The following is a 25,237-nucleotide window of genomic DNA, read 5'->3' on the forward strand; positions in this document are numbered from 1 at the left end:
CCTCCACCTCTGACCTGCCCGCACCGTCGGCTGGGGCACGGCCTCCGGCCGACGGTCCGAGCACCGCGCCGCGGTCAGTCGCGGGCGAGGAGTTCGAGGGTGTCGACGACGCGGTTGGAGAAGCCCCACTCGTTGTCGTACCAGGCCACCACCTTGACGTGCCGGCCGTCGACGCGGGTGAGGGCGGCGTCGAAGATGGACGACGCCGGCTGACCGGCGATGTCGCTGGAGACCAGCGGCTCGTCGGCGTACTCGAGGATGCCCTTCAGCGTGCCGCTGGCGGCGGCGTGGTAGGCGGCGAGCACCTCGTCGCGGGTGACCTCGCGGGAGACCGTGGTGTTCAGCTCCACGATCGAGCCCACGGGAACCGGCACGCGGATCGAGTCGCCCGAGAGCTTGCCGTCGAGGTTCGGCAGGACCCGGCCGATGGCCTTGGCGGCCCCGGTGGTGGTGGGCGCGATGTTCACACCGGCGGCGCGGGCGCGGCGCAGGTCGCGGTGCGGGCCGTCCTGCAGGTTCTGTTCCTGGGTGTAGGCGTGCACCGTGGTCATGAAGCCGTGCTCGATGCCGGCCAGGTCGTCCAGGACGGACGCCAGCGGAGCCAGCGCGTTCGTGGTGCAGGAGGCGCTCGAGATGATCACATGCTCGCCGGGGACGTAGACCTCGGTGTTCACGCCGTAGGCGAGCGTGACGTCGGCGCCGTCGGAGGGGGCGCTCACCAGCACGCGCCTGGCGCCGGCGCGGATGTGGCCGCGGGCGGCGTCCGCCTTGGTGAAGCGACCGGTGGACTCGAGCACGATGTCGACGCCGAGGTCGGCCCAGGGCAGGTCGGCGGGTTCGCGTTCGGAGAGCACCGTGATGCGGCGGCCGTCGACCACGAGGTCGGTCCCGTCGACCTCGACGGGGCGGCCGAGGCGGCCGAGCGTGCTGTCGTACTTGAGCAGGTGCGCGAGGGTCTCGGGGGCGGTGAGGTCGTTGACGGCCACCACTTCGAGGTCGCTTCCGCGCTCCAGTAGGGCGCGGAGTGTGCTGCGCCCGATGCGGCCGAATCCGTTGACGGCGATACGAGTCATGGAGGCTGTTCCTTTCGTCCCGTCCCCATGGTCGGCACCTGATGGCGAGGCTGACAGTGGCCTGAAAGACAACGTGCGCAAGGATCACGCCACGTGTTTCGCCACTGGCCGCAAGGATCTCGCCAGATCTTCGCCGGACCAGCGCGTCGTTGCGCGCCGTGGCCCTGCTCGGGGCTCAGGCCGAGAAGGTGTGGCGGTACTCGGTTGGTGAGGTGCCGAGGATGCGCTGGAAGTGCAGGCGCAGGTTCGCCCCGGTGCCGAGCCCGACGCGGTCGGCGATCTCCTCCACGCCCAAGTCGGTGCGTTCGAGCAGTTCCCGCGCCAGGTCCACCCGCGCCCGGAGCACCCACTGCATCGGCGTGTAGCCGGTGTCCTCCACGAACCGCCGCGAGAAGGTGCGCGCCGACACCCGTGCGTTGCGGGCGAGCGCCTCAAGGGTCAGCGGTTCGGCGAGGTGCGACAGGGCCCACTCGCGCGTGCTCGCGAACAGGTCGCCGAGAGGCTCGGGCAGACTCCGGGGAACGTACTGCGCCTGCCCGCCGCTGCGGTACGGCGCGGCCACCAGCCGTCTCGCCACGTGGTTGGAGCGCGCGACACCGTGGTCACGCCGCACCAGGTGCAGGCACAGGTCGATGCCGGACGCCGCGCCCGCGGACGTGAGCACGTCGCCCTCGTCCACGAACAGCACGTTCTCGTCCACCCGCACGAGCGGATGCCGCTCGGCGAGGACCCTCGTGTAGTGCCAGTGGGTCGTCGCCCGTTTGCCGTTGAGCAGGCCCGTCGCCGCCAGCGCGAACGCCCCGGTCGAGATGGCCGCGAGCCGGGTCCCGCGCTCGTGGGCGGCCAGGAGCGCGCCGACGACCGCCGCCGGCGGTTCCGTGGTCGCCGGCTCCCGGTAACCGGGAATGAAGACGGTGTCGGCGTGCTCCAGGGCCTCGAGGCCCTCGGCCACGTGGTACGAGAGGCCGTCGCCGCCGGTCACCAGGCCCGGCGCCGCGCCGCACACCCGCACCTCGTACGGCATGTTCGGCCGGTTGGAGAACACCTGGGCGGGGATGCCGACGTCGAGCGGCTTCGCCCCTTCGAGCACGAGCACGGCGACGTGGTGGTTCCTCCGGCTCATCGGACCCCTCCTTCGACCACTCGCCCCGTGGCGTGGACGGCGACTATCGCAAGCATCCTGCCACTGGTCGAGCGGACGCCGGAGTGCGACTGGTCGTCCAGACGGGCCGCCGCGGCCTGAATGACCCGGCGAACCTACGCGGTCAGAGCACCTAGAGTTGCGAAGCCCCTCCGTCGACAGGGAGCTCCGTTCCCGTCGAGAAGGTCGCACCGAACGCCAAGTACGCCACCGCGGCGGCCACTTCCTCGGGCGCCCCCAGCCGCTGCATCGGGTTGGTGCTCCGGTAGGTGTCCTTCATCGTCTCGACGACGTCGGTGGGCAGGGAGCGGTCCAAGATGCCCGAGTCGATCGGGCCGGGGCTCACGGCATTGACGCGCACCTTGCGCGGCAGCAGCTCGCGGGCCAGGGTGCGCGTCATCGACCGCAGGGCCGCCTTGCTCGCCGAGTAGACGCTGAGCGCGTCGAGGCCCAGGACGTTCACCACCGACGTGGTGAGGACCACGCCGCTTCCCTCGCGCAACAGCGGCGCCAACGCCTGCACCGTGAAGTACGGCCCCTTGGTGTTGATGCCGAACAGCGCGTCGTACATCTCCTCCGTCGTCGAGTCGAACGGCGCGGACGCGGTGACACCGGCGTTGACGAACAGCGCGTCCACCGTGCCGAACCGCTCCTGGACCGTGCCGGCCAGCGCCTTGATGTCCCCCAAGGACGCGGCGTCGCTGCGGACGGCGACGGCCTTGTCCCCCAACTGCTCCAGCGCGGCGTCCAGGGTGGATCGGGTGCGGCCGGTGATCAGTACGTGCGCCCCACCGTCCGCGAACAGCCGGGCCGTGGTCAGGCCGATACCGCTGCTTCCACCCGTGATCACGATCTTCTTGCCGTCATAAGTGGTCATGCTTTCAAGCCAAGTACCCACCCGCACACCCTGTCCAAGGCCTGTTCCGTATGCCGTCATGTCCCAGGCGTATGACGACGCGGGACGTACCCTGGGCGAATGGACGTCGATCTGCGGCTCGTGCGCTATTTCACGGTCGTGGCGGAGCACGGCAACTTCGGCCGGGCCGCCACCAGGCTGCACCTGGCGCAGCCGTCGCTGAGCCGCCAGATCCAGCGACTGGAGGCTCAGCTCGGCGTCCGGCTTTTCGACCGCTCGCCGCAGGGCAGCAGCCTCACCGACGCCGGTCAGGCATTCCTTCCCAAGGCCCGGATGCTGCTCCAGGGGGCCGAGCAAGCCGCTCGCACGGCCAGAGCCGCCGTCCAGCCCCGTACCGTCACCATCGGCTACGCCGAAGGACTGGTCATCACCGCCTGTGTGCAGGAACTGCGCCGCCGGCACCCTGACGGCCAGGTCCGCACCCGGCACCTCGACTGGCGGGACACCCGCGCCCTCGCCGAAGGGCGGGCCGACGCCCTCGTGGCGTACCGGCCCCTGTCCTTCCCCACGGACGGCTTCCGGGTGACCAAGCTCCATGAGGAGTCGCGGGTGCTCGTCACGTCGGCGAGTCATCATCTGGCGAACGAGAAAGCCGTCAGCCTGCGGGCTCTGTCCGACGAGGAACTGGTGGCCTGCGTCAGCACTCCGGTCGTCTGGAGCACACCCAAGCCGGTCGGCGACCGCCCGGCACCACCCCCGCCGTCGGTCGACGACAGCTACGAGGACAAGCTGGAACTCATCGCCACCGGCCACTGTGTCGCGATCTTCCCTGCCGGCGATCGACGCGCCGCTGTGCGTGAGGACATCGCCCTGGTGCCGGTCATCGACATCGATCCCTGCGAGGTCGTGCTCGTCACGCGCGCTGACGACCCCAACCCGCTGCTCGGATCACTGGAAGACGTCGCACGTACATTGCTCGGCCGGTCAGAGCACTAGTCCGCCGGGTGGCGGGCCGCGACGCGCTCCTTGAGCAGGCCGACGAGGATGTGGTTGATCGACAGCATCAGGTCCTCGAAGTGGAAGTTGTTGTCGTTCTTGCCGACCTGGCCGGGGAACCGGGACGTGCCGGGCACGACCAGGCACACCTCGGCGAGTTCTCTGCACCGGCCGCCGTCGCCCTTGGTCATGGCGAACGTCCCGGCCCCCGCCGCGACCGCCACCTCGAGGGCCTTGGTCACGTTCGCGGAGTTCCCGCTGCCGGAGTAGGCCATCACCAGGTCGTTCGCGGTGACGATGGGGGCCAGGGCCGCGGCGAACATGTCCTCGAAGCCGATGTCGTTGACGAGTCCGGTCAGCTCGGCGGCCGACCCGCACAGGTTGACGAAGGACAGGCGCCGGACGTCCGCCGGGAGCGGCCGGGTCTTGTCCTCCGTCACGAACGGATGGTGCTTGAAATCGCAGTAGAAGTGGTCGAGGGTGCCGGCGTTCCCGCCGTTGGCCATGGCATAGACGGTGCCGCCCCGGTCGTAGGTCGCGAACAGCATCTCGGCGGCGCGTTCCAGCACCGCGACGGGGAAGGCGTCGAGGATCCGGCGCTTCTCGGTGAGGTACAGCTCGATCGTCTCGGTGAGGCTCATGACCGGCCGCCCGCGTGCTCGGCGTCGATCCGGCCGTGGCCGCGCCCGGCGTCGTCCTGCCACCGGATGACGTCGTCCAGCTCGGGGGTGGAGATCTCGATGGAGGTGTAGTCGGTCCGCGCGATCACCCGGTGCAGCTCGCCCGGTGGGTTGGTCCAGCCGGACCGTGGACCGTGGACGGTCGTCGTCAGGGACCCGACGTCGATCACCGCGGTCAGGTCCGCGGGGGCCATCGCTCCGCTCAGCACCGTGGCCTCTCCCTCGATGACGTAGTTCGTCTCCAGCTTCTGCTGGTGGGACTGCAGCGACGACTGGTGCCCCTCGGTCATCCGGATGCGCTTCAGCGCGTACGGGAGGTCGGGGAGGTTCTGGGTGTACCAGACCTCACTGCCCCAGGGCTTGTCCACCGTGTAGTCCGAGACGTCCGGACAGGGGCGGGCCACCGCGTCCGGGAACGCCGGCCCGGTCGCCTCCGCCGTCTCGCCCAGTACGGACCCGGCCTCGATGAGGATCGCCGGTTCGCCCTCGACGCCCACGATCCGGTAGACGCAGCCCGGGAGGGCGTGCCAGCCGTCCAGGTATTCGTACGTCGCCGACTCGGTGCCGCGGGCGCGCGCGGTCTCCAGCCTGACCCGGCCCTGGATGACGACGAACGTCCGGTGGTCGCGGGCATGGGTCCGGAAGGGGGTGGCCTGTCCGGGCTCGATCGTGTGCTCCGCGAACAGGTAGGCACCGGCGGCCGCCTCGTCGGCCAGCCGGCTGGTTCGTCCGTATCGCGTGGTGACCTCGGTCGTCTTCACCGTTCAACTCCCATCATCCGCTTCAGCCAGTCGGTCGCGTCCTGGTCGCGCAGCAGCCGTCGTGCCGCCGCCCGCCCCGCCGGGTCCGTACCGCGCGTCATCGCGTCCCGCAGCGCCGAGGCGGTGGCCTCGACGTCGAACGGGTGCACCGGCGTCACGTGCTCGGCGAGTCGTTCGTAGGCGCCCGCGTTGACCGACAGCAGCAGCCGCCCGCGTTCGCCGAGGTAGAGGGCCTCCTTGGCCACCAGGTTCATGCCGTCGAACGTCGGGTTCACCAGCGTGAGGTCGGCCCCCGACAGGGCCGCCACCACGCAGTTCCGGGTGGTCGCCAGGTCCGGGTAGACCAGCGAGACGGCCGGCCGGCCGGGCGCGCCGAACCGCTCGTTGAGGTCGGCGACGAGACCCTCGCACTCGCGCTGGAGATCGCGGGTGCGTTCGGTGGGGCGGCCCGGCGGGGTGGCCACCGCGCAGAACCACCAGTCCCGGGCCAGTCCGGGTTCGCGCTCGAGCACGCTCCGGTACGCGGCGAAGCCGCGCGGCAGGTTCTTCCACAGGTCGATGCGGTCGGCGCGGACGATCAGCCGTCGGCCGCCGGCGTCCCGGTCGAGCCGCGCCCGCCAGTCGGCGGTGGCGGGCTCGTCGCGCAGCCGCTCCACCATCGCGACGTCCAGCGGGAACGGCGCGACGGTCACCCGCGTCCGGTGCCCGTCGAACGTCGCGCCGTCGTCGTCGACCGCGCAGCCGGGCAGGAACCGCGCGCAGCAGCCCAGGAAGGCCCGCGCCCACCGGGTGCAGTGGAAACCGATCACGTCCGCGCACAGCAGGCTCGTGAGGACGCGGTCGCGGATGTACGCGGGGAGGACACCGAAGTAGTCGGGCTCGCACCAGGGCAGGCCCTGGAAGAACGCGACCCGGCCCCGGCGTTCCGCGCGCCGCCCGAGCATCTCCGGTACGAGGAACAGGTGATGGTCGTTGACCAGCACGAACTCCTCCGCCGACCCCGTCAGCAGCGCCGCCACCCGGTCGGCGTACGCCCGGTTGACCGCTTCGTACGCCGACCACGCCTCCGCGAGCCGTCCGTCCGGCTGCCGCGCGGTGTCGAGCAGGTAGTGGAACAGCCACAGCAGCAGGCGCACGCCGATCGTCTCGTAGTGCTGTTCGACCGTCGCCGGGGGCAGGCGCAACCGATGCAGGGTCACGTCGCCGGGCAGCCGTGCCACCTCGACGGGCTCCGGACCGGGCGGCCCGTCGGCGGGCATCGTGCAGACCCAGTCGCCGCCGTGCTCGCCCAGCAGCGTGGCCAGCAGCGGGACCAGGCCGCCGGGGGAGCGGGGCAGCAGCCCCACGCCGTCCTGCCACCGCGGCGCGCTGTTGCTGCAGACGATCAGTCGCAATCCGGTCGCCATCCTCGGGTCGGCGGCTGTCTCGGGCGGTCTCACCGCGGGGCGTCCTGGAGGAGCGCGGCGACACGGTCCGCGATCCCCGGCGCGTCCAGGCGGTACCGGCGGTAGAGGTCCTCGGGCGGGCCGGCCTGCCCGTAGTCGGGTACGGCCAGGACGTCATAGCGGGGCCGGTCGGGGAGGCCCAGCACGATCCGGCCCAGCTCGTCGGCGAGCCCGCCCACGGCGTAGTGGTCCTCGACGACGAGCACCTGCCGGTGCCCGCCGGCGAGGCGCTCGACCGTCGCCCGGTCCACCGGCAGCGACGACACGTTCACCACGGTCGGCGCGATCCCGCGCGCGGCGAGCCGGTCGGCCGCCTCGACCGCGACCGGCACCGTGCCGCCCATCGCGAAGACGACCACGTCGGCGCCCGCGCGGACCACGTGCGGGATCCCGAACCGGAACCGGTACCCGTCGGCGTGCACCTCCGGCAGCGACTGCCGGCACAGCCGCAGGTAGCTCGGGCGCCGGTCGGTCGCCAGGTGGGCCGTCATCTGCCAGGTCTCGACGCCGTCGGCGGGCTGGAACACGCCGACGTTCGGCAGGGTGCGCATCAGCGCCAGGTCCCGCAGCCCCATCTGGGTCGGCCCGTCCCGCCCGATCGCCAGCCCGGCGTGGGTGCCGACCAGGACGACGCCCGCGTCGTTGAGCCCGACCGTCTGGAAGATCTCCAGGAACTTCCCGGTCAGGAAGTGGCCGAAGCTCGCGACGAACGGCCGGAACCCCTCCTGCGCCAGCCCCGCGGCCACGCCGATGGCGTTGGCCTCCGCGATGCCGCACTCGAAGAACCGGTCCGGGAACTCCTCCTTGAACGGCAGCGTCCGGGTGGCCTTGGCGAGGTCGCAGTTCACCACCACGACGTGGTCGTACTCGCGGGCGATCTCGACCAGCGCGGTCCCGAACCAGTCCCGAGTCGAGCTCATGAGCCCTGCTCCAGGAGGGTCTCCAGGTAGTCGACCGCGGCCGCGTACTCCGCCGCCGACGGAAGGTCGCTGTGGCTGCCGCCCAGCAGGACGCGGTCGGGGCCGAGCCGGCCCTTGCGGGTGTGCGCGATGATCACCGAGGGCCGGTCGCGGTCGCGACGGCGGAGCACGTCGCGCAGCGCGCCGTGGTCGTGGCCGTCCACCTCGTCGACGTGCCAGCCGAACGCGCGCAGCTTCTCCGGCAGCGAGTACAACGGCAGGATGTCGGCGACCGCGCCGTCACTCTGGCCGCCGTTGTGGTCGATGATCGCCACCAGGCCGGGCACCCGGTGCGCGCCGGCGTACAGGAACGCCTCCCACACCTGGCCCTCCTGGCACTCGCCGTCGCCGAGCAGGCAGTACACGGTGGAGTCCCGGCCGTGCAGCCGCCGGGCCAGCGCCCGGCCGACGGCCACCGACAGGCCCTGGCCGAGCGCGCCGGTGCTGACGTCCACCAGCCCGAGCCGCGTACGGTCCGGGTGCCCCTGCAACCGGCTGTCCAGGGCGCGCAGCGTGCCGACCTCCTCGGCGGGCAGGTCGCCGTCGACGATCAGCGCGGCGTACCACGCCGGCACCGCGTGGCCCTTCGACAGGACGAACACGTCGCCGGTCGACCGGTCCGCGCGCCGGTCCATCTGGTCGAACTTCAGCACGCCGATGATGTCCGTGCAGGACAGCGACGAGCCGGCGTGCCCGGACCCCGCCCGGTGGATCATCTCCAGCAGGACGAGCCGGCAACGGGTCGAGAGCCGCGCGATCCGCGCCGCGTCGGCCCCCGCTACATCGGCCCGTTCGGCCCGCGCCGCGTCGGTCCGTTCGGCCGGGCCGGCGACCGTTCGCTCACCCCGCATCGGCGCTCCCGTTCGGGGCGGACACCAGCCCGGCGATGTAGTCGGAGACCGCGACGATGGTCGGCTGCCGCCACAGCAGGGTGGTCGGCAGCGAGCAGCGGAATCGCTTCTCCAGCCGGCGGCGGACGACGACCGTCAGCACCGAGTCCAGGCCCTGTTCGACCAGCGGGCGGTGCGGCGACAGGTCGGCGGGGTCGAGCCGCATCTCCTTGGCGATCTGCGCGCCGACCTCCTGGATGAGGAAGGCGCGCAGCTCCTCCGGCCCCAGCTCGGCGAACGACTCGACCGGTCCCGTCCCGTCGGCGCCGTTCTCCCGTGCGGCCGGCGCGTCGATCACCGGGTACCGCAGCCCGTCCAGCCGGCCGACGACGGCACCGGCGGGGTCGGTCACCCGTACCTGCACCGTGTCGGCGCGATCCGGGTCGAGCCAGACCTCGATGTGCACCGTGTCCGGCGGCTTCCCGACCGCGACGAGCCGGTCGACGTGCGTCACCATCCGCAGCAGCGGGTCGCCGGGGAACGCGCTCGGCGCCACCGACATCGCCGCGTCCAGGACGGGCGCCCAGGTGTCGGACGGCCCGCACCGGACGCGGGCGCGCAGTACGCCGTCGCCGCGCAGGAGTTCCTCGACGGTCCAGTCGAACCCGGTGCCGGGTACGCCGACGGCGGCGAGCCGCTGCGTGACCGAGCCCGGATCGGCCGGGGCGAGCGGCCGATCCGGCAGGGTCGGCCCGTCTCCCGGTTCGGCGGTGGCCGTGGCGTCGGCCGTGGCTGTGGCGGTGCCTGTGGCGTCGGCCGTGGCCGTGACGGTGCCCGTGGCGTTGGCGGTGCCCGCGGCGGTGGCTGTGGCGATCAGTTGCCAGGGAGCATCCGGTTCGCCGGCCGTGCGGGCGGCCAGCCGCAGCTCCGCGCCCTGCCGTACGACCTGGACCTCGCGGCGGTCGGCGGTCAGCAGCGGCGCGGACATCGTCACCTCGCCGAGCGCCTGGCCGCCCGAGGCGGCGAAGAACGTCACCGCCAGTACCGCGGCCGGCACGATCTCCACGCCCTCGATGGCGTGGCTGCCGGGGTAGGGCCGGGTGTGGTCGTCCAGGGCGGTCCGCCAGAGCCGGACGTCGGTCCCCGCCAGTTCGACGCCGTCGCCGAGCAGCGTGTGCGCGTCCGGGTCGTGGCCCCGGCCGCCGGCGTCGGGAGCCGACGGCGCGCGCCAGTGCCTGCGGTGCTGCCACGGGTAGGTGGGGAGTGTGAGGGGCCCGCCGGCCGGCTGCAGTCGCCGCCAGTCGACGTCCAGGCCGGCGCAGTGCGCGGCGGCCACGCCCGTCAGGAGGGTGTCGCGGGCCGGGCGGTTCCGGCGCAGCGACGCGCCGACGAAGACGTCCTCGTGCCCGGTCACGCTCAGCGTCTCCAGTACAGAGTGGGTGACCACCGGGTGCGGGGAGATCTCCACGAACGCCCGGTAGCCGTCGGCGGCCGCCGCGCTCACCGCGTCGGCCAGGCGCACCGGCCGGCGCAGGTTGGTCGCCCAGTACGCGCCGTCGAAGCCCGGTGCCGCACGCGGATCGTCCAGCGCCGTCGAGTAGACCCGCAGGTCCGGGACTCGGGGCGTCAGGTCGGCCGCGGCGGCGGTCAGCTCGGCCAGCAGCGGGTCCATCTGCGGCCCGTGGAACGCCACGTCCGAGGCGACCCGGCGTCCCGGGATCCCCTCCTCCAGCCAGCCGGAGAGCACCTCGGCCACGGCGTCCGGCTCACCGGAGACGACCGTCGAACCGGGGGAGGACGCGATCGCGGCGACGACGTCGGCGCGGCCCGCCAGCCGCGCGGCCGCGTCGGCGAACGGAAGCTGCACCATGGCCATCGCGCCGCGACCGGCGACCCGCCGCAGCAGCCGGGACCGCCGGCAGATCAGCCGGGCGCCGTCCAGCCGGCTCAGCGCCCCGGCCGTCACGGCCGCGGCGATCTCGCCGACGGAGTGGCCGATCACCGCGTGCGGGCGCACGCCGTACCCGCGCCACAGCTCGACCAGGCCGAGCTGCATCGCGAAGATCATGGTCTGGACCCGGTCGACCTCGGTGAGCCCACCGTCCGTCAGCACCTCCCGTGGGGAGAAGCCGATCTCGGCGGCGAACACCGGCTCCAGCTCGTCGATCACCGCGGCGAACGCCGGTTCGGTCGCCAGCAGCTCCCGGCCCATGCCGGCCCACTGCGAGCCGTGGCCGGAGAACACGAACACGGGTCCGGGACCGGGGGCGGTGAGCACCCGCCCGGTGGTCACGGCGGCGTGCGGGGTGCCGGCGGCAAGGGCGCGCAGCCCGCCGGTCAGCGCGGCGGCGTCGTCCGCCGCGACCACCGCGCGTTCCGCCAGGTGCGCCCGGCGCAGCGCGAGCGTGTGCCCGACGCCGGCCGCCGGGTGGTCACCGGCGGCGTCGGCCAGCCTTCCGGCGGCCTGCCGCAGCGCCGTCCGCGACGCGGCGGACACCGGGAACAGCCGGCCCGCCGTCCCCCCATCGGCCGGCGAGGCCGGTGGCGCCTCTTCGAGGACCACGTGGGCGACGGTCCCGCCGTAGCCGAAGGCGGAGACCGCGGCCCGGCGCGGGTGCGCGGAGTCCGGCCACGGTGTCGGCGCGCCGACCACGCGCAGCCCGGCGCCGGCCCAGTCGACGGCCGGGGTGGGCGTGTCGAGCCGGCTCGGCGGGAGCTCGCCGCGCTCCAGGGCCAGGACGGCCTTGACCAGGCCGGCGATGCCGGCGGCGCCCTCGAGGTGGCCGATGTTCGACTTGGCCGAGCCGATCAGGCACGGCCGGTCCGCCGATCGGCCGGCCCCGTACACGGCGCCCAGCGCGGCGGCCTCCAGGGGGTCGCCGACCGCGGTGCCGGTGCCGTGCGCCTCGACGTAGCCGACCGTGCCCGGCTCGATGCCCGCCTGCCGCAGCGCCCGGCGCATGACGTGCTCCTGTGCCTGGCCGCACGGTGCCATGATGCCGACGGTGCGGCCGTCCTGGTTGACCGCGCTGCCGCGGACGACGGCGAGGATCCGGTCCCCGTCCGCCACGGCGTCGGAGAGCCGTTTGAGCACCACCACGGCCGCGCCCTCACCGCGCCCGTAGCCGTCGGCGGCGGCGTCGAAGGACTTGCTGCGCCCGTCCGGCGCGAGCGTGCCGGCGGCGTCCAGGGTGAGCGTCTCGCCGGGGGACAGGATGAGGTTGACCCCGCCGGCCAGCGCCACGTCCGTCTCCCCGGCGCGCAGCGCCTGCACGGCCAGGTGCACCGCGACCAGCGACGCCGAGCACGCGGTGTCCACCGCCAGGCTCGGGCCGCGCAGGTCCAGGGCGTACGACACGCGGTTGGCCACCGCGCACGTGGCCGCGCCGATCCCGGTCCACGCCTCGATGTCGGGCAGGTCCTCCAGCAGCCGGTGCCCGTAGTCGCCGGTGCAGACGCCGACGTACACGCCCGCGTCCGTGCCGGCCAGCGCGTCCGGCGACACGCCCGCGTGTTCGAGGGCCTCCCACGCGGTCTCCATCACGAGCCGCTGCTGCGGGTCCATCAGCTCCGCCTCACGCGGCGAGAGCCCGAAGAACTCCGCGTCGAAGTCCGCGGCCCCCTCCAGGAAGCTGCCGCGCGGGACGGTGCGGCGGACCGCCGCCGCGTACGACGGGCCGCGGTCGGCGTAGTCCTGCCAGCGGTCCGCGGGCGCCGGCCCGCTGGCGTCCCGTCCCTCGCGCAGCAGTTCCCAGTACGCGTCCGGCGAGCCGGCGCCGCCGGGCAGGCGGCAGCCGATCCCGATCACCGCGATCGCCTCGACCGGTCGGTCCATCAGGCATCGCCTCCCCGTGTCCGCGCCCAGACGGGCGACTCGAGTACCTCCACGACGGCGGCCGAGATGGTCACGCCGGGTCCGAAGCCGAACATCAGCAGGTGGTCGCCGGGGCCCAGGTCGCCGGTGCGGACCAGGTGCTCCAGCGCGAGGATCTGGTCGCTGGCCCCGCAGTGGCCGATGGTCCGGCCGAACTCCCACGCCGAGCGGGACGCGGGCACGCCCAGCCGCATCTCGCAGACCTGGTCGGCGATCTCCCGGGAGGTGTTCATGCACGACACCCGTGTCACGTCGTCCGGTTTGATGCCGGCCTCCGCCAGCGCCTGGTCGATCACCTCGGCCATCCGCTCGTCGAGCGTGACCAGCACGCGCGTGCCGTCGCCCTCGACCACGGCTCGCCTGCGGAACTCGTCGTTGTGCGCGGCGAAGTCGACCGTACGGCCCTCGAGGATGCCGGGCGGGAACAGCGGCTCGGCGCAGCGGTGCATCTCCTCGGCCTGCGACACCGACACCGAGCACACCGACGCCAGCCGGGCGAACCCCGGCTCGGTGTCGAGCACCACGGCGCTGCCCGCGTCTCCTGCGACCGCCCCGGGCAGCATCCGCCACCGGTCCACCAGCGGGGTGCCGTAGTTGTCGGCGGCGACCAGCAGCGCGGCCCGGCGGCCGGGCACCGCCCGCAGGTGGCAGGCGGCCAGTTCGAAGGCGGTGAGCATGCCGTTGCAGCCCTGCTTGAGCTGGGTGGACAGCACCCCGTCGCCGACGAGGTGGCGTTGCACGTACGCCTGCGGCGGCCAGCCCTCCGGGCCCTGGTGCCAGGTGGAGGTGTACAGCAGCAGGTCGAGGTCGGTTGGGGACCGCCCGCTGCGGGCCACCGCGCTGCGCGCCGCGCGCAGCGCCATCTCCGGCGCCGGGACGTCGTCGGCCACCGCGACCGAGGCGAGTCCGTGCAGCTCGACCTCCTCGGCGGTGTACCGGCCCGCCGCCACGGCGTCATCGACGCTCACCGTCGCGGGGACGTACGACCCGACCCCGCTGATGTACATGTCCGCCGTCTCCATGCCGCCTCCCCGTCATCCCCGTCGTCTCGGTGTGGTCTTCCGGCGCTCAGGCCGCCTCGCCGGTGCCGTCGTCCGGCGTTCAGGCCGTCTCGCCGGACCGGTACTCCGGCGGGATGTCGAGGATCCGCAGCACGGCGCAGGCCATGGTGGTTCCGGCGCCGAGCCCGACGAGCAGCACGTGGTCGCCGGCGGCCAGCGCCCCGGTCGCCAGCAGGTGGTCGAGGGCCACGAACTGGTCGCCGACCCCCAGGTGCCCGATCCGGGCCCCGTAGTCCCAGGTGGTGTCGGCCAGCGTGAGCCCGAGCCAGTTGACGCCCCGGTGCTCGAGGTCGTCCCAGCGCCCGTGGGGGAAGGCCACGCGCGCCACCTCGTCGAGCGTGACGTCCGCCTCCTGGAGGGTCCGGTCGACCAGCTCCAGCAGCGTCTTCTGGATCGCGAGCATGACGTCGGCGCCGTTCCCGCCGATCAGCCGCTTGCGGAACTCCCGGTTGCGCGCGGCGAAGTCCAGCGGCCGGCCCACGGTCGCGTCCGGCGGGAACATCGGCACGCCGCCGTCGTTGACCGCCTCGGCCTCCGGCAGCACGACCACGTTCACCGACCGCAGCTCGGCGAACCCGCCCTCCGTCGTGACCAGCAGCGCGCACCCGGCGTCGCCCATCACGGCGCCCTCGATCATCCGCCACCGGTCGACCAGCGGGGTGCCGTGGTTGTCGGCGCCGACCAGCAGCGCGGTGCCGCCGTCCGGCCGCAGGTACCCGGCGGTGAGCTGCAGCGCGCTGAACATCCCGCAGCACCCGTGCCGCATCTCCACGGCGAGGACGTCGCCGCCCACCAGGTGCTGCTGCAGGTAGTACTGCGGCTCCCAGCCCTCCGGCCCCTGGTGCCAGACGTCGGAGTACAGCATGAGGTCCAGGTCGCGCGGGGAGAGCCCGCCGGAGCGCTCGAACGCGTGCCGGGCGGCGCGCAGCGCCAGTTCGGGGGCCGGCACGTCACCGGCCACCGCGGCCCCGCCGAGCCGGAAGTACTCCACCTCGTCGGCCGGGTAGCGGCCCTCGGCGACGGCCGTCTCGATGGTGACGACCGGTGGCAGATGGACGCCGATGCTGCGCAGGTACATATCGGGTGTGCGCATCTGTCCCTCCTTCAGCGCGCGGGTCCGCCGCGGCACGGGGCGGAGTGGGAGCGGAGACCGCCGGGCCTCACCGGGGATCGGGCGCCGAGGCGGGGGCCGCCGCCCCGTCGCGGAGCAGCAGCATCGGATCGCTCAGCTCGTAGAGCCCGCACATCGGCGGGCACGCCTCGTAGCCGAGGAGCCGCTGGATGTCCTCGGGGTAGCCGCGGACCAGGTCCAGCGGCACGGACAGGTACTGGTTCTCCTCCTGACGGAGGTTGCCGAGGTCGTAGGCGTACGACAGGCCGGTGCGGGGCGCGTCGGAGGTGTTCACCCCGGCCCCGTGGTAGGTGCTGCCGAGCCACAGCAGCGCGGAGCCGGTCCGCATCTCGGCGGGCACCGCCTCGTCGTCGCGGGGCGCCCGCTCGTCGTCCCAGCGGTGGCTGCCGGGGATCACCCGCGTCGCGCCCGTGCGCGCGGTGAACTCGCTCGCGGCCACCATGACCTGCACCCGGCTCTCCGGGCCCGGGTGGGTGCGCAGGTGGGCGGTGTCGTCCCGGTGCAGCGCCTGGATCGGCACGCCGGGCGAGGTCTGGATCGCCCGGGAGATGCCGAGCTGGATCGTCGGGACGAACTCGACCCGCTGCTCGCCGAGCCACGCCTTGACCGGGCGCTGCAGGAAGTGCCGCGCGAGGCCGAGGAAGTGCGGCTGCCGCATGACGGTCGCCGAGTGCCGGGTCCGGCGGACCAGGCCGGGGAGGATGCGGGTCTTCTCGCCCACGAGCCGCCCGTCGCCGTCCGCCTGGCGTTCGAGGGCCGGTCCGAGGTCGGCCCACAGCCCGCGGAGCGTCTCGGCGTCCAGGAAGTCCTCGATGATGACTGCTCCGTCACGGTCGACCACCTCGATCGCCTTGTCGACCGAGGTCGACGCGGGCAGTGTGGTCAGCCTGGAATCACTCACTCCGGCCTCCGATGGGCGCAGGGGCTGGCTCGTCGGTCTCAGGGGTTCGGGGCGCCGCCTCGGCCGGCGGTGGCGGGCGGGCCGAACCATCGGGCGAGGGCGCCCGGCAGCGTCGCCGGGTCGGCGGGGGTGCTCCAGGCGACGAAGCCGTCCGGGCGGATCAGCAGGGCGTCCGCCGGAGGCTCGGCGCATTCGGCGGTCACCACGTCGACCCGGTCGGACCAGGGTTCGGCCAGGGTGCGCAGTTCCTGGTCGGAGCGCAGGTCGAGCAGCAGCGCCCGGCCGTTCCGCTGCAGCTCCGCGACCCGTACCGTCCCGTCGGCGCCCCGCAGGTGCAGATCGGGGCTGTACCGGCCGACCAGCGGACTCGCGGCGGCCGGGTCGCCCATGTCGTAGGAGATGTGCAGGTCGTCGACCAGGGCGGTGAGCTGCCGGTTCGCCTCGTCGCGCAGCAGCAGCTCCCGGAGTAGCCGGCGCAGCGCGTCGACGTGCGGGCCGGGCCGCATCAGCGCGATCGAGGCCCGTTGGATCTCCAGCGTCTGCGCGCCGATCGGATGCCGCTCGGAGGTGTAGGTGTCGAGCAGGTCCTCGTCGCACCAGCCGCGTGCGACGGCGGCGAGCTTCCAGCCGACGTTGACGGCGTCGCCCAGCCCGAGCCGCAGTCCTGGACCGCTCCAATGCGAGTGGACGTGCGCCGCGTCGCCCACCAGCAGCACCCGCCCGCTGCGGTAGGTCGCCGCCTGCCGCGCGTTGTCGGTGAACCGGGTGATCTTCGTGATCTCGGTGACCGTCACCTTGGTGCCGCTGATCCGGCGCAGCGAGCCCTGGAACTCCTCCAGCGTGATCGGCGCGTCCCGGTTCACCGGTGGTCCGTCGAACTCCAGCGTGATGAACCGGGGCGGCCCCTCCTCGTACACCAGGAGCCCGCGGTCCTTGCGGAACCAGCCGGGCAGGTGGAAGTCGGGGTCGTCGATGTCGGCGAAGGCGCGGTACCCGGTCGTGACCCCGTCCGTGCCCGGGAACGCGATGCCGGACAGCTTGCGGATCGTGCTGCGGCCGCCGTCGCAGCCGGCCAGCCACTCCGCCGCCAGCTCGTACGGTCCGTCCGGACCGTCGACCTCGAGACGTACGCCGTCGTCGTCCTGGGTGAACCCGGTGACCGTGTGACCGCGCCGTACCTCGACGCCCAGCTCCGTCGCGCGCCGCGCCAGGTCCTCCTCCAGCAACTGCTGCGGCACCAGCAGGTCCGGCGACTCGGGGCGGAGGAGGAACATGCTGGCGAAGTGCCGCGCGCCGGGGAACTCCTTGGGCAGCAGGCTGTCCGGCCGTCGCTCACCTGCGGCGACGCGGGCCTGCTGCTCGACCGTCGGCGGCGTCGTGGGGGTCTCGGTCACCCCGAGCATCAGGCCGCGGCGGTCCATGATGTCGACGGCCCGGCCGGTGATCCCCTCGGCCTTCGGGCGCCATTCGATCTCGGGCAGTCGTTCGAGCACGACCACCGGCACGTCGTGGAGGGCCACCTCGCAGGCGAGCATGAGCCCCACCGGTCCACCGCCGACGACCGCGACTTGAGCATGCCGAACCGCCATTAACACCTCTATGGGGATGACAGTGAGCGTGAGGAAGGAGACGCCGGCACCGATCACGGACCGGCGATATTTGTGACGGCCCGTTCGCCCGACGTGTTAGAAGGTGTGATCCGTTCGGTCAGCGCCGATGCTAATCGGACGGTCCGGAAATGACTAGTGGTGTGTTTTTTCGGACTTGTCATGCATAATCAGCGGCGCTGATGATCATGCTCCGGGGCGACGACTGCCCGGAGCCGGCCGGGAGGTGGTCGGATGACCGATGGCCGGACGGCACGTCCGCTGGAGACCGATCGGCCCACCCCCTTCGACCCGCCCGCCGAGCTGCGGCGACGCCCCCCGCTCAGCCGGCTGGCCTACCCGGACGGGCACCTCGGCTGGGTGGCCACCGGATACGCCGTGACCCGGGCCGTCCTCGCCGATCCGCGCTTCAGCACCAGGCGTGAGCTGCTCCATCAGCCGGTGGGCCGCGAACGCGCGCACGAGCGGCCGGCCCCCGCCGAGCCGGGCATCTTCCCGCACATGGACCCGCCCGAGCACACCCGGTACCGCCGCCTGCTCAGCCGCCACTTCGGTCCGCGGCGCGTCGCGGAGCTGACCCCGGCGATCCGGCGGTACACCGAACAGGCCCTCGACGCGATGGCGGCCGGCGGGTCGCCCGTCGATCTCGTCACGTCGTTCGCCGTGCCGGTCCCGGCCCTGGTCATCTGCGAACTCCTGGGCGTGCCGACGGAGGACCGGCACGCGATCCAGGCGGCGACCGCGGTGATGAACGACCTGGACTCCACCCCGGAGCGGGCCGTCGAGGCGGTGATGTCGATCACCGGGACGGTGCGCGGCCTCATCGCGCGGCTGCGCACGGGCGCGGGCGGCCCGGACGAGGAGGGGCTGCTGGCGCACGCCGTCGCGACCGGCGACCTGACCGACGAGGAGCTCACCAACCTCGGCATGGTGCTGCTGGCCACCGGGCACCTGCCGACGTCGAGCATGCTCGCCCTCGGGACGTTCGCGCTGCTCACGGACGAGGCCCAGCGCGCCCGCCTGAGCGAGGACGTAGACGTCGCCGAGCGCGCGGTCGAGGAGCTGCTGCGCTACCTGTCGATCCTGCAGTTCGACGTACGGCGCACCGCGCTCGCCGACGTCGAGATCGACGGCCAGGTCATCGCGGCCGGTGAGACGGTCGTGCTCGCGCTGCCGGTCGCGAACCGGGACCCCGAGCGCTTCCCCCATCCGGACGACCTCGACCTGGGGCGATCCGCCACCGGGCACCTCGCGTTCGGCCACGGAATCCACCAGTGTCTCGGACAGCACCTCGCGCGGGCCGAGCTGCGCATCGCGCTGACCGCGCTGTTCGACCGCTTCCCCGACCTGCGCCTCGCCGTCCCGGCGGCCGAGGTGCCGACCCGTGAGCGCTCGGCGGTGTACGGCGTGGACCGGCTGCCGGTCGCCTGGGGCACGCCTCCGGCCGGCCATTCGGCACTCGACGCCGATGAGGCCGCCATTAGGTGAACCATCAACCAATGATGTGAGTAATACGATACAGAGCAATTACCGAGCGTGTGAATAGCACCACTGTCGGCGCGGTTTTCCGGCGCGGATAACCGAATAATGAGCAATATGCGGGCCGGAGTGTTCTCCTCGGCGGCGAGGTTCCCGGGCGGAGCGACGGCGCGGAGGCCCTGCCTCGCCTGCGGGGCCGGTAGTCGGTGGCGGCCCGCGGGTACTCCTCGTTAGGGGACGATCGGCGCGCCGGTCCACGCCGTCGCAGCCTCGGGCGCGACCGGCTTCCGCCCAGCGCGCGGGTCGCCGCCCAAGGCGTCCGGACAGGCGGGAGGTGCGGCATGATCGGACACCGGTATCGCGACGTCATCGCCGTGGCGGCCGCGCTGGCCGGTCCGCTGCTGGTCGCGCTCGTCCTGCTGCCGTTCCGTACCGGCGTGTCGAGGACCAACCTGGCTCTGATCCTGGTGGTGGTCGTCGTGGCGGTCGCCGCCCTCGGCAGCCGGCCGGCCGGTGCGCTCTCCGCCCTGTCGGCCGCCGCGTGGTTCGACTTCTTCCTCACCCCGCCCTACCAGAGTCTCCTCATCCACCGGGCCGCCGACGTCCAGACCGCGGTGCTGCTGCTGGCGGTCGGCCTCGTGGTCTCCCAACTGGCCGCCCGCGCCCGGCGCCTCAAGGTGATCACCGTCACGGACGCCGGCTACCTCGCCCGGATCCATAACACCGCCCGGCTGGCGCAGGGGGCGACCTCCGCCGACGCGGTCGTCGACCACGTCCGGAGAGAGCTCGGCGACCTGCTGCACCTGCGTGCGTGCCGGTTCGAGTACGGCTCGCTGCTCGGCCATCCGCCGCGGCTGGAACAGGACGGCGGCCTGATCGTCGGCCGCCGGCGCTGGGAGGTGGAACGGCGCGGCTGGCCGGAGGAGGACGTCGAGCTGCGGGCCTTCGGCAACGGTCACTTCCAGGGCCGGTTCATGCTGAGTCCCGTGCCGGGGGAGCGACCGTCGCTTCAGGCCCGTCTGGTCGCCGTCACCCTCGCCGACCAGGCGGGCGTCGCCCTGGACACGGCGGGACCGGCGAGGCGGGAACAGTAGGGCGCCGCCCCGGGCGTCCAGGCGCTCCGTCACCCGGCCGTGTTCACTCGGCCGTGATCACCCAGTGCCGGTCAGCCGGTGCCGGTCACCGGCCGTGGTCACCCGGACGAAGTCGAGCACCTGGGGCCAGGAGATGTCGAACGCCTCGGCGTTGATCGGATCGTCTCGGCGACTGCGGGCGCTGAACCCGTGCGCGGCGTCCGGGTAGACGTGCACGATGCTCGCGCCGGATTCGCGCGACTGCAGGGCGGACTGCAGGCGCTGGAAGCTGCGGAGGGGAACCAGGGCGTCCGCGCCCGGATAGAGCATCATGACCGGCGCCTTGATCCGGGCGGTGTGCTCGACCGCGTCGACGGTGTGGTTCGGGGCCGGAGTGCCCGGGACGGTCGGGTGGTAGGCGACCACGTTGGCGAGCCGCTCGTCGCGGCCGCCGAGGATCAGGGCGAACCGGCCGCCCAGGCACCAGCCGATCACGCCGGCCCTGCCGCAACCGAGTTCGCCCAGCAGATGGTCGAGCAGCCGCCGCTGTTCCGTCAGCACGACCTCGTCGTCGAGCCGGTCCATCTGCGCCCGTAGCTCACCGATCGGAGTGTCGTCGCTGCTCACCCCGTGCCACGGGTCCCAGCTCAGCGCGGTCACGCCGGCCCGGGCGAGGTCGTCGGCGAACTCCCGGACCTGCTCGCCGATCCCTGTGAGCATGGGAAGCAGGAGCATGCCGGCGGCGGAACCACCCTCCGGGCGCGCCAGGTAGGCGTTCAGGCCGTCCACCGTGAGGTACGACGTCTCGATCATCAGTGACCCTCCTCGCGAGTTCCTCAGAGGCTTCCTACCACCGGCCCACAGGCGAATGCCGCCTGCTACTCGCACAGGGCGGCGTCGACGGCCGCGTTCAGGTGGCCGATCTGGGCCAGGTCCGTGGGCAGCTCGGTGACGGCGATGGTGACGGCGCGGCCGTCCTCGGTGGCGGCGTTGCTCGTGGAGTACCCGGGGATGTCGCCCCCGTGGCCCCAGGCGACGCCACCGCAGCTCAGCGGCGAGCTCATGAGGCCGAGCCCGTATCGGACGCCCTTCCCCATCTCCGGCGCGGCGACGGTCGTGCGCATCTCCTTGAGCTGCGCCGGCGCGAGCAGCCGACCGGCGAGGAGCGCGGTGAAGAAGCGGTCCACGTCGCTCGGGGTGGAGATCATCTGGCCGGCCGCCCAGCCCATGGACGGGTCCGACTCGGTCACGTCGGTGAGCGGCGCCTTCGGATCGTCCTTGGCGTACCCCTCCGGGTGGGGCCGGCGGATCGTCTGGTCGCCGACGCCCGGGAAGTAGGTGTGCCGTAGGCCGATGCGCGTGATGACGCGATCGGTGATCTGCTCGGCCATCGGGCGCCCGGTGATCTTCTCGACCAGCAGCCCGGCGACGACGTAGTTGGTGTTGCTGTACTCCCACTTCGTGCCCGGAGGGAAGTCCGCCTTCTTGGCGAGGGCCAGGTCGAGCAGTTCGCGGGGCTCGAAGTAGCGGTGCTGGTAGGGCAGGAAGCCGTTCGCGAAGAGGGACGTGTAGTTCGGCAGGCCGCTCGTGTGCTGCAGCAACTGCCGTACCGTGATGTGGCGGCCGTCGATGCCGTCGCCGCGGATCAGGCCCGGCAGGTAGGTCTCGATCGGCTCGTCCAACCGGATCCTGCCCTCGCCGACCAGTTGCAGGACGACGACGGCGGTGAAGGTCTTGGTGTTGCTGCCGATGCGCACGTACCCGTTGGCCGGCAGCTCATGGCGGTCACGTTACGTACGGGGCAGGTGACGGATCGATCCTGCTGGCGGTACTTCGAAGGTACCTCTAGCCCCTACCACCGCCCAGGGGGTCATGCGCCGGGGCGGGGCGGCCTCAGGAGTAACCGAACCGGCCGCGATGACACGTCCGGCACGGCCCGCCCCGGGGGAGCCCGGGGCGGGCCGTCACGAGGAATCAGACCGGTAGCACTGCCGTTCCGCCGCTCACCTCGCTAGCAGCAGCAGCCGCACCCGCCCCACCAGTACCAGTAGGAAGTGCGCTTGTAGTAGGAGTACGAGTAACTACTCGTCGTGCCGCTCGTCGTCCGCCAGTGCCGCAGGGGCGCGCGCCCGTACCGCAGGTGTGCGCGCCTGTGCCGCAGGAACGCGCGCCCGTGCCGGTGCCGAGTGACGCGGGAGTAACTTGCGGCGACGGAGTGCTGCGGGGTGATCGTCGCCGTCTGTGCGTTTGCCGGCCCGGCTGCGCCGAGCGTCGCGACCGTTGCTCCCGCGAAGGCCAGGCCAGAGACCGCTACTCCCATCCGGCGCGAAATACCCATGGAAGATACCTCCTTCGGTACGGCTCGCGCGCGACGATTCGGCAGCCACGCGCGTCATTTGAGAACATTTAGATGTATGTCCCGATATCAGGTGACATCACAGTGACTTCGAAAGTCAACGGTTCATTGTGGTGATGAGTGAAATTTGAAGGCCGCTTAGCATTCTCTTGCCGATGCCCGCCCGCCGGATCGTTGCGGCATGGGCGGTGAAAGGGCGGGTAATGTTCTGACCGTGTCGGGGGCAGGTGACGGGATCATGTCGTGCGCGGGGTATAGAAGCCGACGTCCCGGTTGTCCACCGAGCGCGCCCAGCGAAGGGCGCAAGAAGCCAGGTGTGCCACGAATGGTTCGTCGCCGTAATGAGAGGTCCATTGCCCGGCCGCCCCGCAACGGGCGCATCCTCGCACTCGCCGTCCTCCTTTGCGGCGTTTCCGGGGTGCTCGCGCCGGCGCAGGCGCGCGCGAGCCAGGCGGCGATCGGGCGGGTCGAGCGGATGGGCGCCCTGCCCCGAGGCGACGGCCATGGCAAATGGGTGCGCGTCGCCATGCACGTCGGGAACGGGAAGTTCAACAAGAACTACACGACCGTGCTCAGCCCCACCGTCAATCGCGGCCTGCAGCAGGTGTCGAACACCAACGTGAGCGGACGGACCAATACCCAAGTGGCCTTCTGCCGGAAGAGGCACAGAATCTGCAGGATCTCTCAGCGGATGGGCGCCCGCTGGGGCTGGTGACGCCCATCCGCGCCCGAGCCTCCGCCGCGACGCGGTTCAGGCCCCTCGCGGGCGTTGCCCGATCGGCGCGAGGTGGTCGAGGAACCACTCCCGTGCCAACTCCGCGACCGTCTCGAGGGCACCGGGCTCCTCGAACAGATGGGTGGCGCCCGGAACGATCTCGAGCCGGCTCTCGCAGCGCATAAGGGCCTGGGCCTGGCGGTTCAGCTCGATGACGACCTCGTCCCGGCCTCCGACGATCAGCAACGTGGGCGCGGTCACCTGCCGGAGGCGGGGTGCGGCGAGGTCGGGTCGGCCGCCACGGGAGACGACCGCGGCGACGTCCGCCCGGGGTTGGGCGGCGGCCCACAGCGCGGCGGCCGCTCCGGTGCTGGCGCCGAAGTAGCCGACGCGCCGCCCGCTCGCCTCGGGGCGGGCGCACAGCCAGGCGGTGGTGTCGATGAGGCGCCGGGCCAGCAGCCCGATGTCGAACACGTTGGCGCGGTCGGCCTCCTCTGCCGCGGTGAGCAGGTCGAACAGCAGCGTCCCGAGCCCCACCTGGTTCAACGCGGTGGCCACGAAGCGGTTGCGCGGGCTCCGGCGGCTGCTGCCACTGCCGTGGGCGAACATGACGAACCCGAGCGGTGGTTCGGGGACGACCAGGGTGCCGGCCAGCCGGACCGGTCCGGCCTGTATCTCGACCTCTTCCTCGCGCGGGCGGTCATCGTCGAATCGGTGAATGAAGGCCATGGCTCTTTCCCCCTCGCTTCCACGATTCACCGGGACACCGGTGCGGGCCAGAGGCGATGGTCCCTTCGAAAACGAGTAACAACAGTCACATCATTAACAATGGTCACAGCAATCACTTGCGTATACAGCTAGCAGTCTCGACCTCTGGCATTGCGTGCGGCAAGTGACCCACATCACGTAAACTCATCTTTGAGTGAGTGTTTTGTCCCTGCTATGTTCCAATAACTCTCGCGGCGCTCCCCACGCGTCGCCCGCATATCCGTCGGCCACGGCCGGCCTGCCGACCCAGGCGATAGGGCGTTCACAAGACGCCTGCCCGAGCGGGGCCCGACCCGGCCGGTTCATATCCAAATCGCGCTGCTACCGCCGAGCGCTCCGCGGAGTGCGTACGCGAGAGCGGCAACGCCGAGTCCGTGACCTCACGGAGCCGGGGACCCACCGCATCATCGGGGTGAATCGGCACATCCCCCGTGCCGTAGGGCGACTTCCACGCTCGAACCCGTCAGCTAACCCGGTAGGCGTCTGGAAGTAAGGAGTAGAACCTTGCCCGCGCCCATCCCCTGATCCCATCCACCGCCATCGCGATGGCGACCGCCCGGCAGTCTCTTGTATAAGCCGCCCGAATTCGGGCGATCCGCTGAATCCACACCACTGTGGAACCGGGGACCCAAATGTATTACTGGGGTGAATCGGCACTCCCCTCGTGCCGTAGGGCAGCTTCCACGCCCGAACCCGTCAGCTAACCCGGTAAGCGGCATGGAAGCAAGGAGTACCCCCGTGTCCGCTGCCCCTCGACTCGAACGATCCGGAGCACGCATCACCGCCGCCCTGTCGGGCATCGCGTCGGCCGGTCTGGCCGCGTTCATCTTCGCCGCCGGCCCGGCCGAGGCGTCTTCGCTCCCCGCGCAGGCCGGTCGCGCGCCGGCGGGCGCGCCGTCCACCCAGGGAAATCAGGTGACACAGGTTTCCGGCAGAGGGCTGGACGCCGATCCCCGGGGCTCGGACAAGGGCCGGCGGCAGGTGCCGACCGCGGCCGAGGCGCTGAAGGTCGCCCTGTCCCAGGTCGGCACCACCGAGGACGCCGCCGGCGGCAGCAAGTTCAACCAGTGGTTCATGGCCTCGTCGTACGCCAAGCTCGGAGTCGCGCGCGACGGCGGGTCGATCAGCGACTACGCCGACGCGTCCTGGTGCGACATGTTCGTCACCTGGGTCGGCGCCCAGGCAGGGGTCAAGGGCCTCGGTGGCGACGCCTTCACCCCCGCGCACGCCCAGTGGTTCCACGACCAGGGGCGCTGGGGCAGTGCGCCGAAGCCGGGCGCGGTCGTGTTCTTCTCCTGGAACGGCGGCAAGGACATCGACAGCATCGACCACGTCGGCCTGGTCATCAAGGACAACGGCGATGGAACGATCCAGACCGTCGAGGGCAACACCGACGACGCCGTGAAGGTCCGGACCCGCAGCAAGGACTCCGTCGTCGGCTACGGCTACCCCGAGTACGGCCAGTAGCCGCGAACCCGTCCACCCGCCGCCCGGGCGCCGAATCCGCTGGTTCGGGGCGTGGGCGGCTGG

21 protein-coding genes and 2 riboswitches are annotated in these 25,237 nt (G+C 72.3%); of the genes, 5 read left to right on the plus strand and 16 right to left on the minus strand.

From position 1 onward, the window contains the following. Positions 1-74: 74 nt before the first annotated feature. The 3 genes from gap to ABD978_RS08600 form a co-directional block, all read right to left on the minus strand. Entirely contained in the window at positions 75-1,073 is a 999-nt protein-coding gene (gene gap / locus ABD978_RS08590; protein WP_345351168.1) for a type I glyceraldehyde-3-phosphate dehydrogenase, read from the minus strand. Between the two features lie 175 nt (positions 1,074-1,248). Next, positions 1,249-2,196 (minus strand): GlxA family transcriptional regulator, encoded by a 948-nt coding sequence (locus ABD978_RS08595; protein WP_345351171.1) that lies wholly within the window; start codon positions 2,194-2,196, stop codon positions 1,249-1,251. A 151-nt stretch (positions 2,197-2,347) separates the two neighbouring features. Next, positions 2,348-3,091, minus strand: a complete 744-nt coding sequence (locus tag ABD978_RS08600) for an SDR family oxidoreductase (protein ID WP_345351174.1) — start codon at positions 3,089-3,091, stop codon at positions 2,348-2,350. A gap of 99 nt (positions 3,092-3,190) precedes the next feature. Here ABD978_RS08600 and ABD978_RS08605 point away from each other — a divergent pair, with 99 nt between their 5' ends. Beyond that, positions 3,191-4,066 (plus strand): LysR family transcriptional regulator, encoded by an 876-nt coding sequence (locus ABD978_RS08605; RefSeq protein ID WP_345351177.1) that lies wholly within the window; start codon positions 3,191-3,193, stop codon positions 4,064-4,066. On the opposite strand, the gene ABD978_RS08610 is transcribed toward ABD978_RS08605, so the two are convergent. The 10 genes from ABD978_RS08610 to ABD978_RS08655 form a co-directional block, all read right to left on the minus strand. Continuing rightward, a complete protein-coding gene (locus ABD978_RS08610) occupies positions 4,063-4,707 on the minus strand; it encodes a D-sedoheptulose-7-phosphate isomerase (RefSeq protein WP_345351180.1) in 645 nt (214 codons plus the stop codon). The genes ABD978_RS08605 and ABD978_RS08610 overlap by 4 nt on opposite strands. Further along, the gene (locus ABD978_RS08615; protein ID WP_345351183.1) at positions 4,704-5,507 is read right to left on the minus strand and encodes a cupin domain-containing protein; all 804 of its coding nucleotides are present in this window, start codon (positions 5,505-5,507) and stop codon (positions 4,704-4,706) included. The genes ABD978_RS08610 and ABD978_RS08615 overlap by 4 nt, the downstream gene beginning before the upstream one ends. Continuing rightward, entirely contained in the window at positions 5,504-6,901 is a 1,398-nt protein-coding gene (locus tag ABD978_RS08620) for a trehalose-6-phosphate synthase (RefSeq protein ID WP_345351186.1), read from the minus strand. The genes ABD978_RS08615 and ABD978_RS08620 overlap by 4 nt, the downstream gene beginning before the upstream one ends. 41 nt (positions 6,902-6,942) lie before the next feature. Next, a complete protein-coding gene (locus ABD978_RS08625; RefSeq protein WP_345351189.1) occupies positions 6,943-7,872 on the minus strand; it encodes a transketolase family protein in 930 nt (309 codons plus the stop codon). Then, a complete protein-coding gene (locus ABD978_RS08630) occupies positions 7,869-8,762 on the minus strand; it encodes a transketolase (RefSeq protein ID WP_345351192.1) in 894 nt (297 codons plus the stop codon). The genes ABD978_RS08625 and ABD978_RS08630 overlap by 4 nt, the downstream gene beginning before the upstream one ends. Beyond that, positions 8,752-12,576 (minus strand): type I polyketide synthase, encoded by a 3,825-nt coding sequence (locus ABD978_RS08635; protein ID WP_345351195.1) that lies wholly within the window; start codon positions 12,574-12,576, stop codon positions 8,752-8,754. Before ABD978_RS08635 ends, ABD978_RS08630 begins: the two co-directional genes overlap by 11 nt. After that, a complete protein-coding gene (locus ABD978_RS08640; protein ID WP_345351198.1) occupies positions 12,576-13,637 on the minus strand; it encodes a ketoacyl-ACP synthase III family protein in 1,062 nt (353 codons plus the stop codon). Before ABD978_RS08640 ends, ABD978_RS08635 begins: the two co-directional genes overlap by 1 nt. Positions 13,638-13,716: 79 nt before the next feature. Next, positions 13,717-14,769 (minus strand): ketoacyl-ACP synthase III family protein, encoded by a 1,053-nt coding sequence (locus ABD978_RS08645; RefSeq protein ID WP_345351202.1) that lies wholly within the window; start codon positions 14,767-14,769, stop codon positions 13,717-13,719. A 67-nt stretch (positions 14,770-14,836) separates the two neighbouring features. Continuing rightward, entirely contained in the window at positions 14,837-15,709 is an 873-nt protein-coding gene (locus ABD978_RS08650; RefSeq protein WP_345351205.1) for a phytanoyl-CoA dioxygenase family protein, read from the minus strand. A 38-nt stretch (positions 15,710-15,747) separates the two neighbouring features. Then, complete coding sequence (locus ABD978_RS08655) at positions 15,748-17,298, minus strand: FAD-dependent monooxygenase (protein ID WP_345351208.1); 1,551 nt, start codon at positions 17,296-17,298, stop codon at positions 15,748-15,750. A 252-nt stretch (positions 17,299-17,550) separates the two neighbouring features. Here ABD978_RS08655 and ABD978_RS08660 point away from each other — a divergent pair, with 252 nt between their 5' ends. Both ABD978_RS08660 and ABD978_RS08665 read left to right on the plus strand, forming a co-directional pair. Further along, entirely contained in the window at positions 17,551-18,804 is a 1,254-nt protein-coding gene (locus ABD978_RS08660) for a cytochrome P450 (protein WP_345351211.1), read from the plus strand. A 332-nt stretch (positions 18,805-19,136) separates the two neighbouring features. Beyond that, positions 19,137-19,889 carry a DUF4118 domain-containing protein gene (locus tag ABD978_RS08665; RefSeq protein ID WP_345351214.1) on the plus strand — a complete coding sequence of 251 codons (753 nt, stop codon included), beginning with the start codon at positions 19,137-19,139 and terminating at the stop codon, positions 19,887-19,889. Positions 19,890-19,946: 57 nt separating this feature from the next. Here the strand turns inward: ABD978_RS08665 and ABD978_RS08670 are convergent, their stop codons facing one another. Together ABD978_RS08670 and ABD978_RS08675 are read right to left on the minus strand one after the other, a co-directional pair. Then, positions 19,947-20,681: a dienelactone hydrolase family protein gene (locus ABD978_RS08670; RefSeq protein WP_345351217.1), complete on the minus strand. Its 735-nt coding sequence runs from the start codon at positions 20,679-20,681 to the stop codon at positions 19,947-19,949. A 65-nt stretch (positions 20,682-20,746) separates the two neighbouring features. Beyond that, positions 20,747-21,625 carry a serine hydrolase domain-containing protein gene (locus ABD978_RS08675; RefSeq protein ID WP_345351220.1) on the minus strand — a complete coding sequence of 293 codons (879 nt, stop codon included), beginning with the start codon at positions 21,623-21,625 and terminating at the stop codon, positions 20,747-20,749. 924 nt (positions 21,626-22,549) lie between these two features. Here ABD978_RS08675 and ABD978_RS08680 point away from each other — a divergent pair. Continuing rightward, positions 22,550-22,939, plus strand: coding sequence for a hypothetical protein (locus ABD978_RS08680; protein ID WP_345351223.1), 390 nt, complete (start codon positions 22,550-22,552; stop codon positions 22,937-22,939). 36 nt (positions 22,940-22,975) lie between these two features. On the opposite strand, the gene ABD978_RS08685 is transcribed toward ABD978_RS08680, so the two are convergent. Next, positions 22,976-23,668, minus strand: coding sequence for a dienelactone hydrolase family protein (locus tag ABD978_RS08685; RefSeq protein ID WP_345351226.1), 693 nt, complete (start codon positions 23,666-23,668; stop codon positions 22,976-22,978). Positions 23,669-24,061: 393 nt separating this feature from the next. Continuing rightward, positions 24,062-24,204, plus strand: a riboswitch (cyclic di-AMP (ydaO/yuaA leader). A gap of 89 nt (positions 24,205-24,293) precedes the next feature. Then, a riboswitch (cyclic di-AMP (ydaO/yuaA leader) is annotated at positions 24,294-24,437 on the plus strand. A gap of 8 nt (positions 24,438-24,445) precedes the next feature. Here ABD978_RS08685 and ABD978_RS08690 point away from each other — a divergent pair. After that, a complete protein-coding gene (locus ABD978_RS08690) occupies positions 24,446-25,174 on the plus strand; it encodes a CHAP domain-containing protein (RefSeq protein WP_345351229.1) in 729 nt (242 codons plus the stop codon). Positions 25,175-25,237 lie beyond the last annotated feature (63 nt).

It is taken from the genome of Actinoallomurus liliacearum (assembly GCF_039542035.1).
GTDB lineage: Bacteria > Actinomycetota > Actinomycetes > Streptosporangiales > Streptosporangiaceae > Actinoallomurus > Actinoallomurus liliacearum.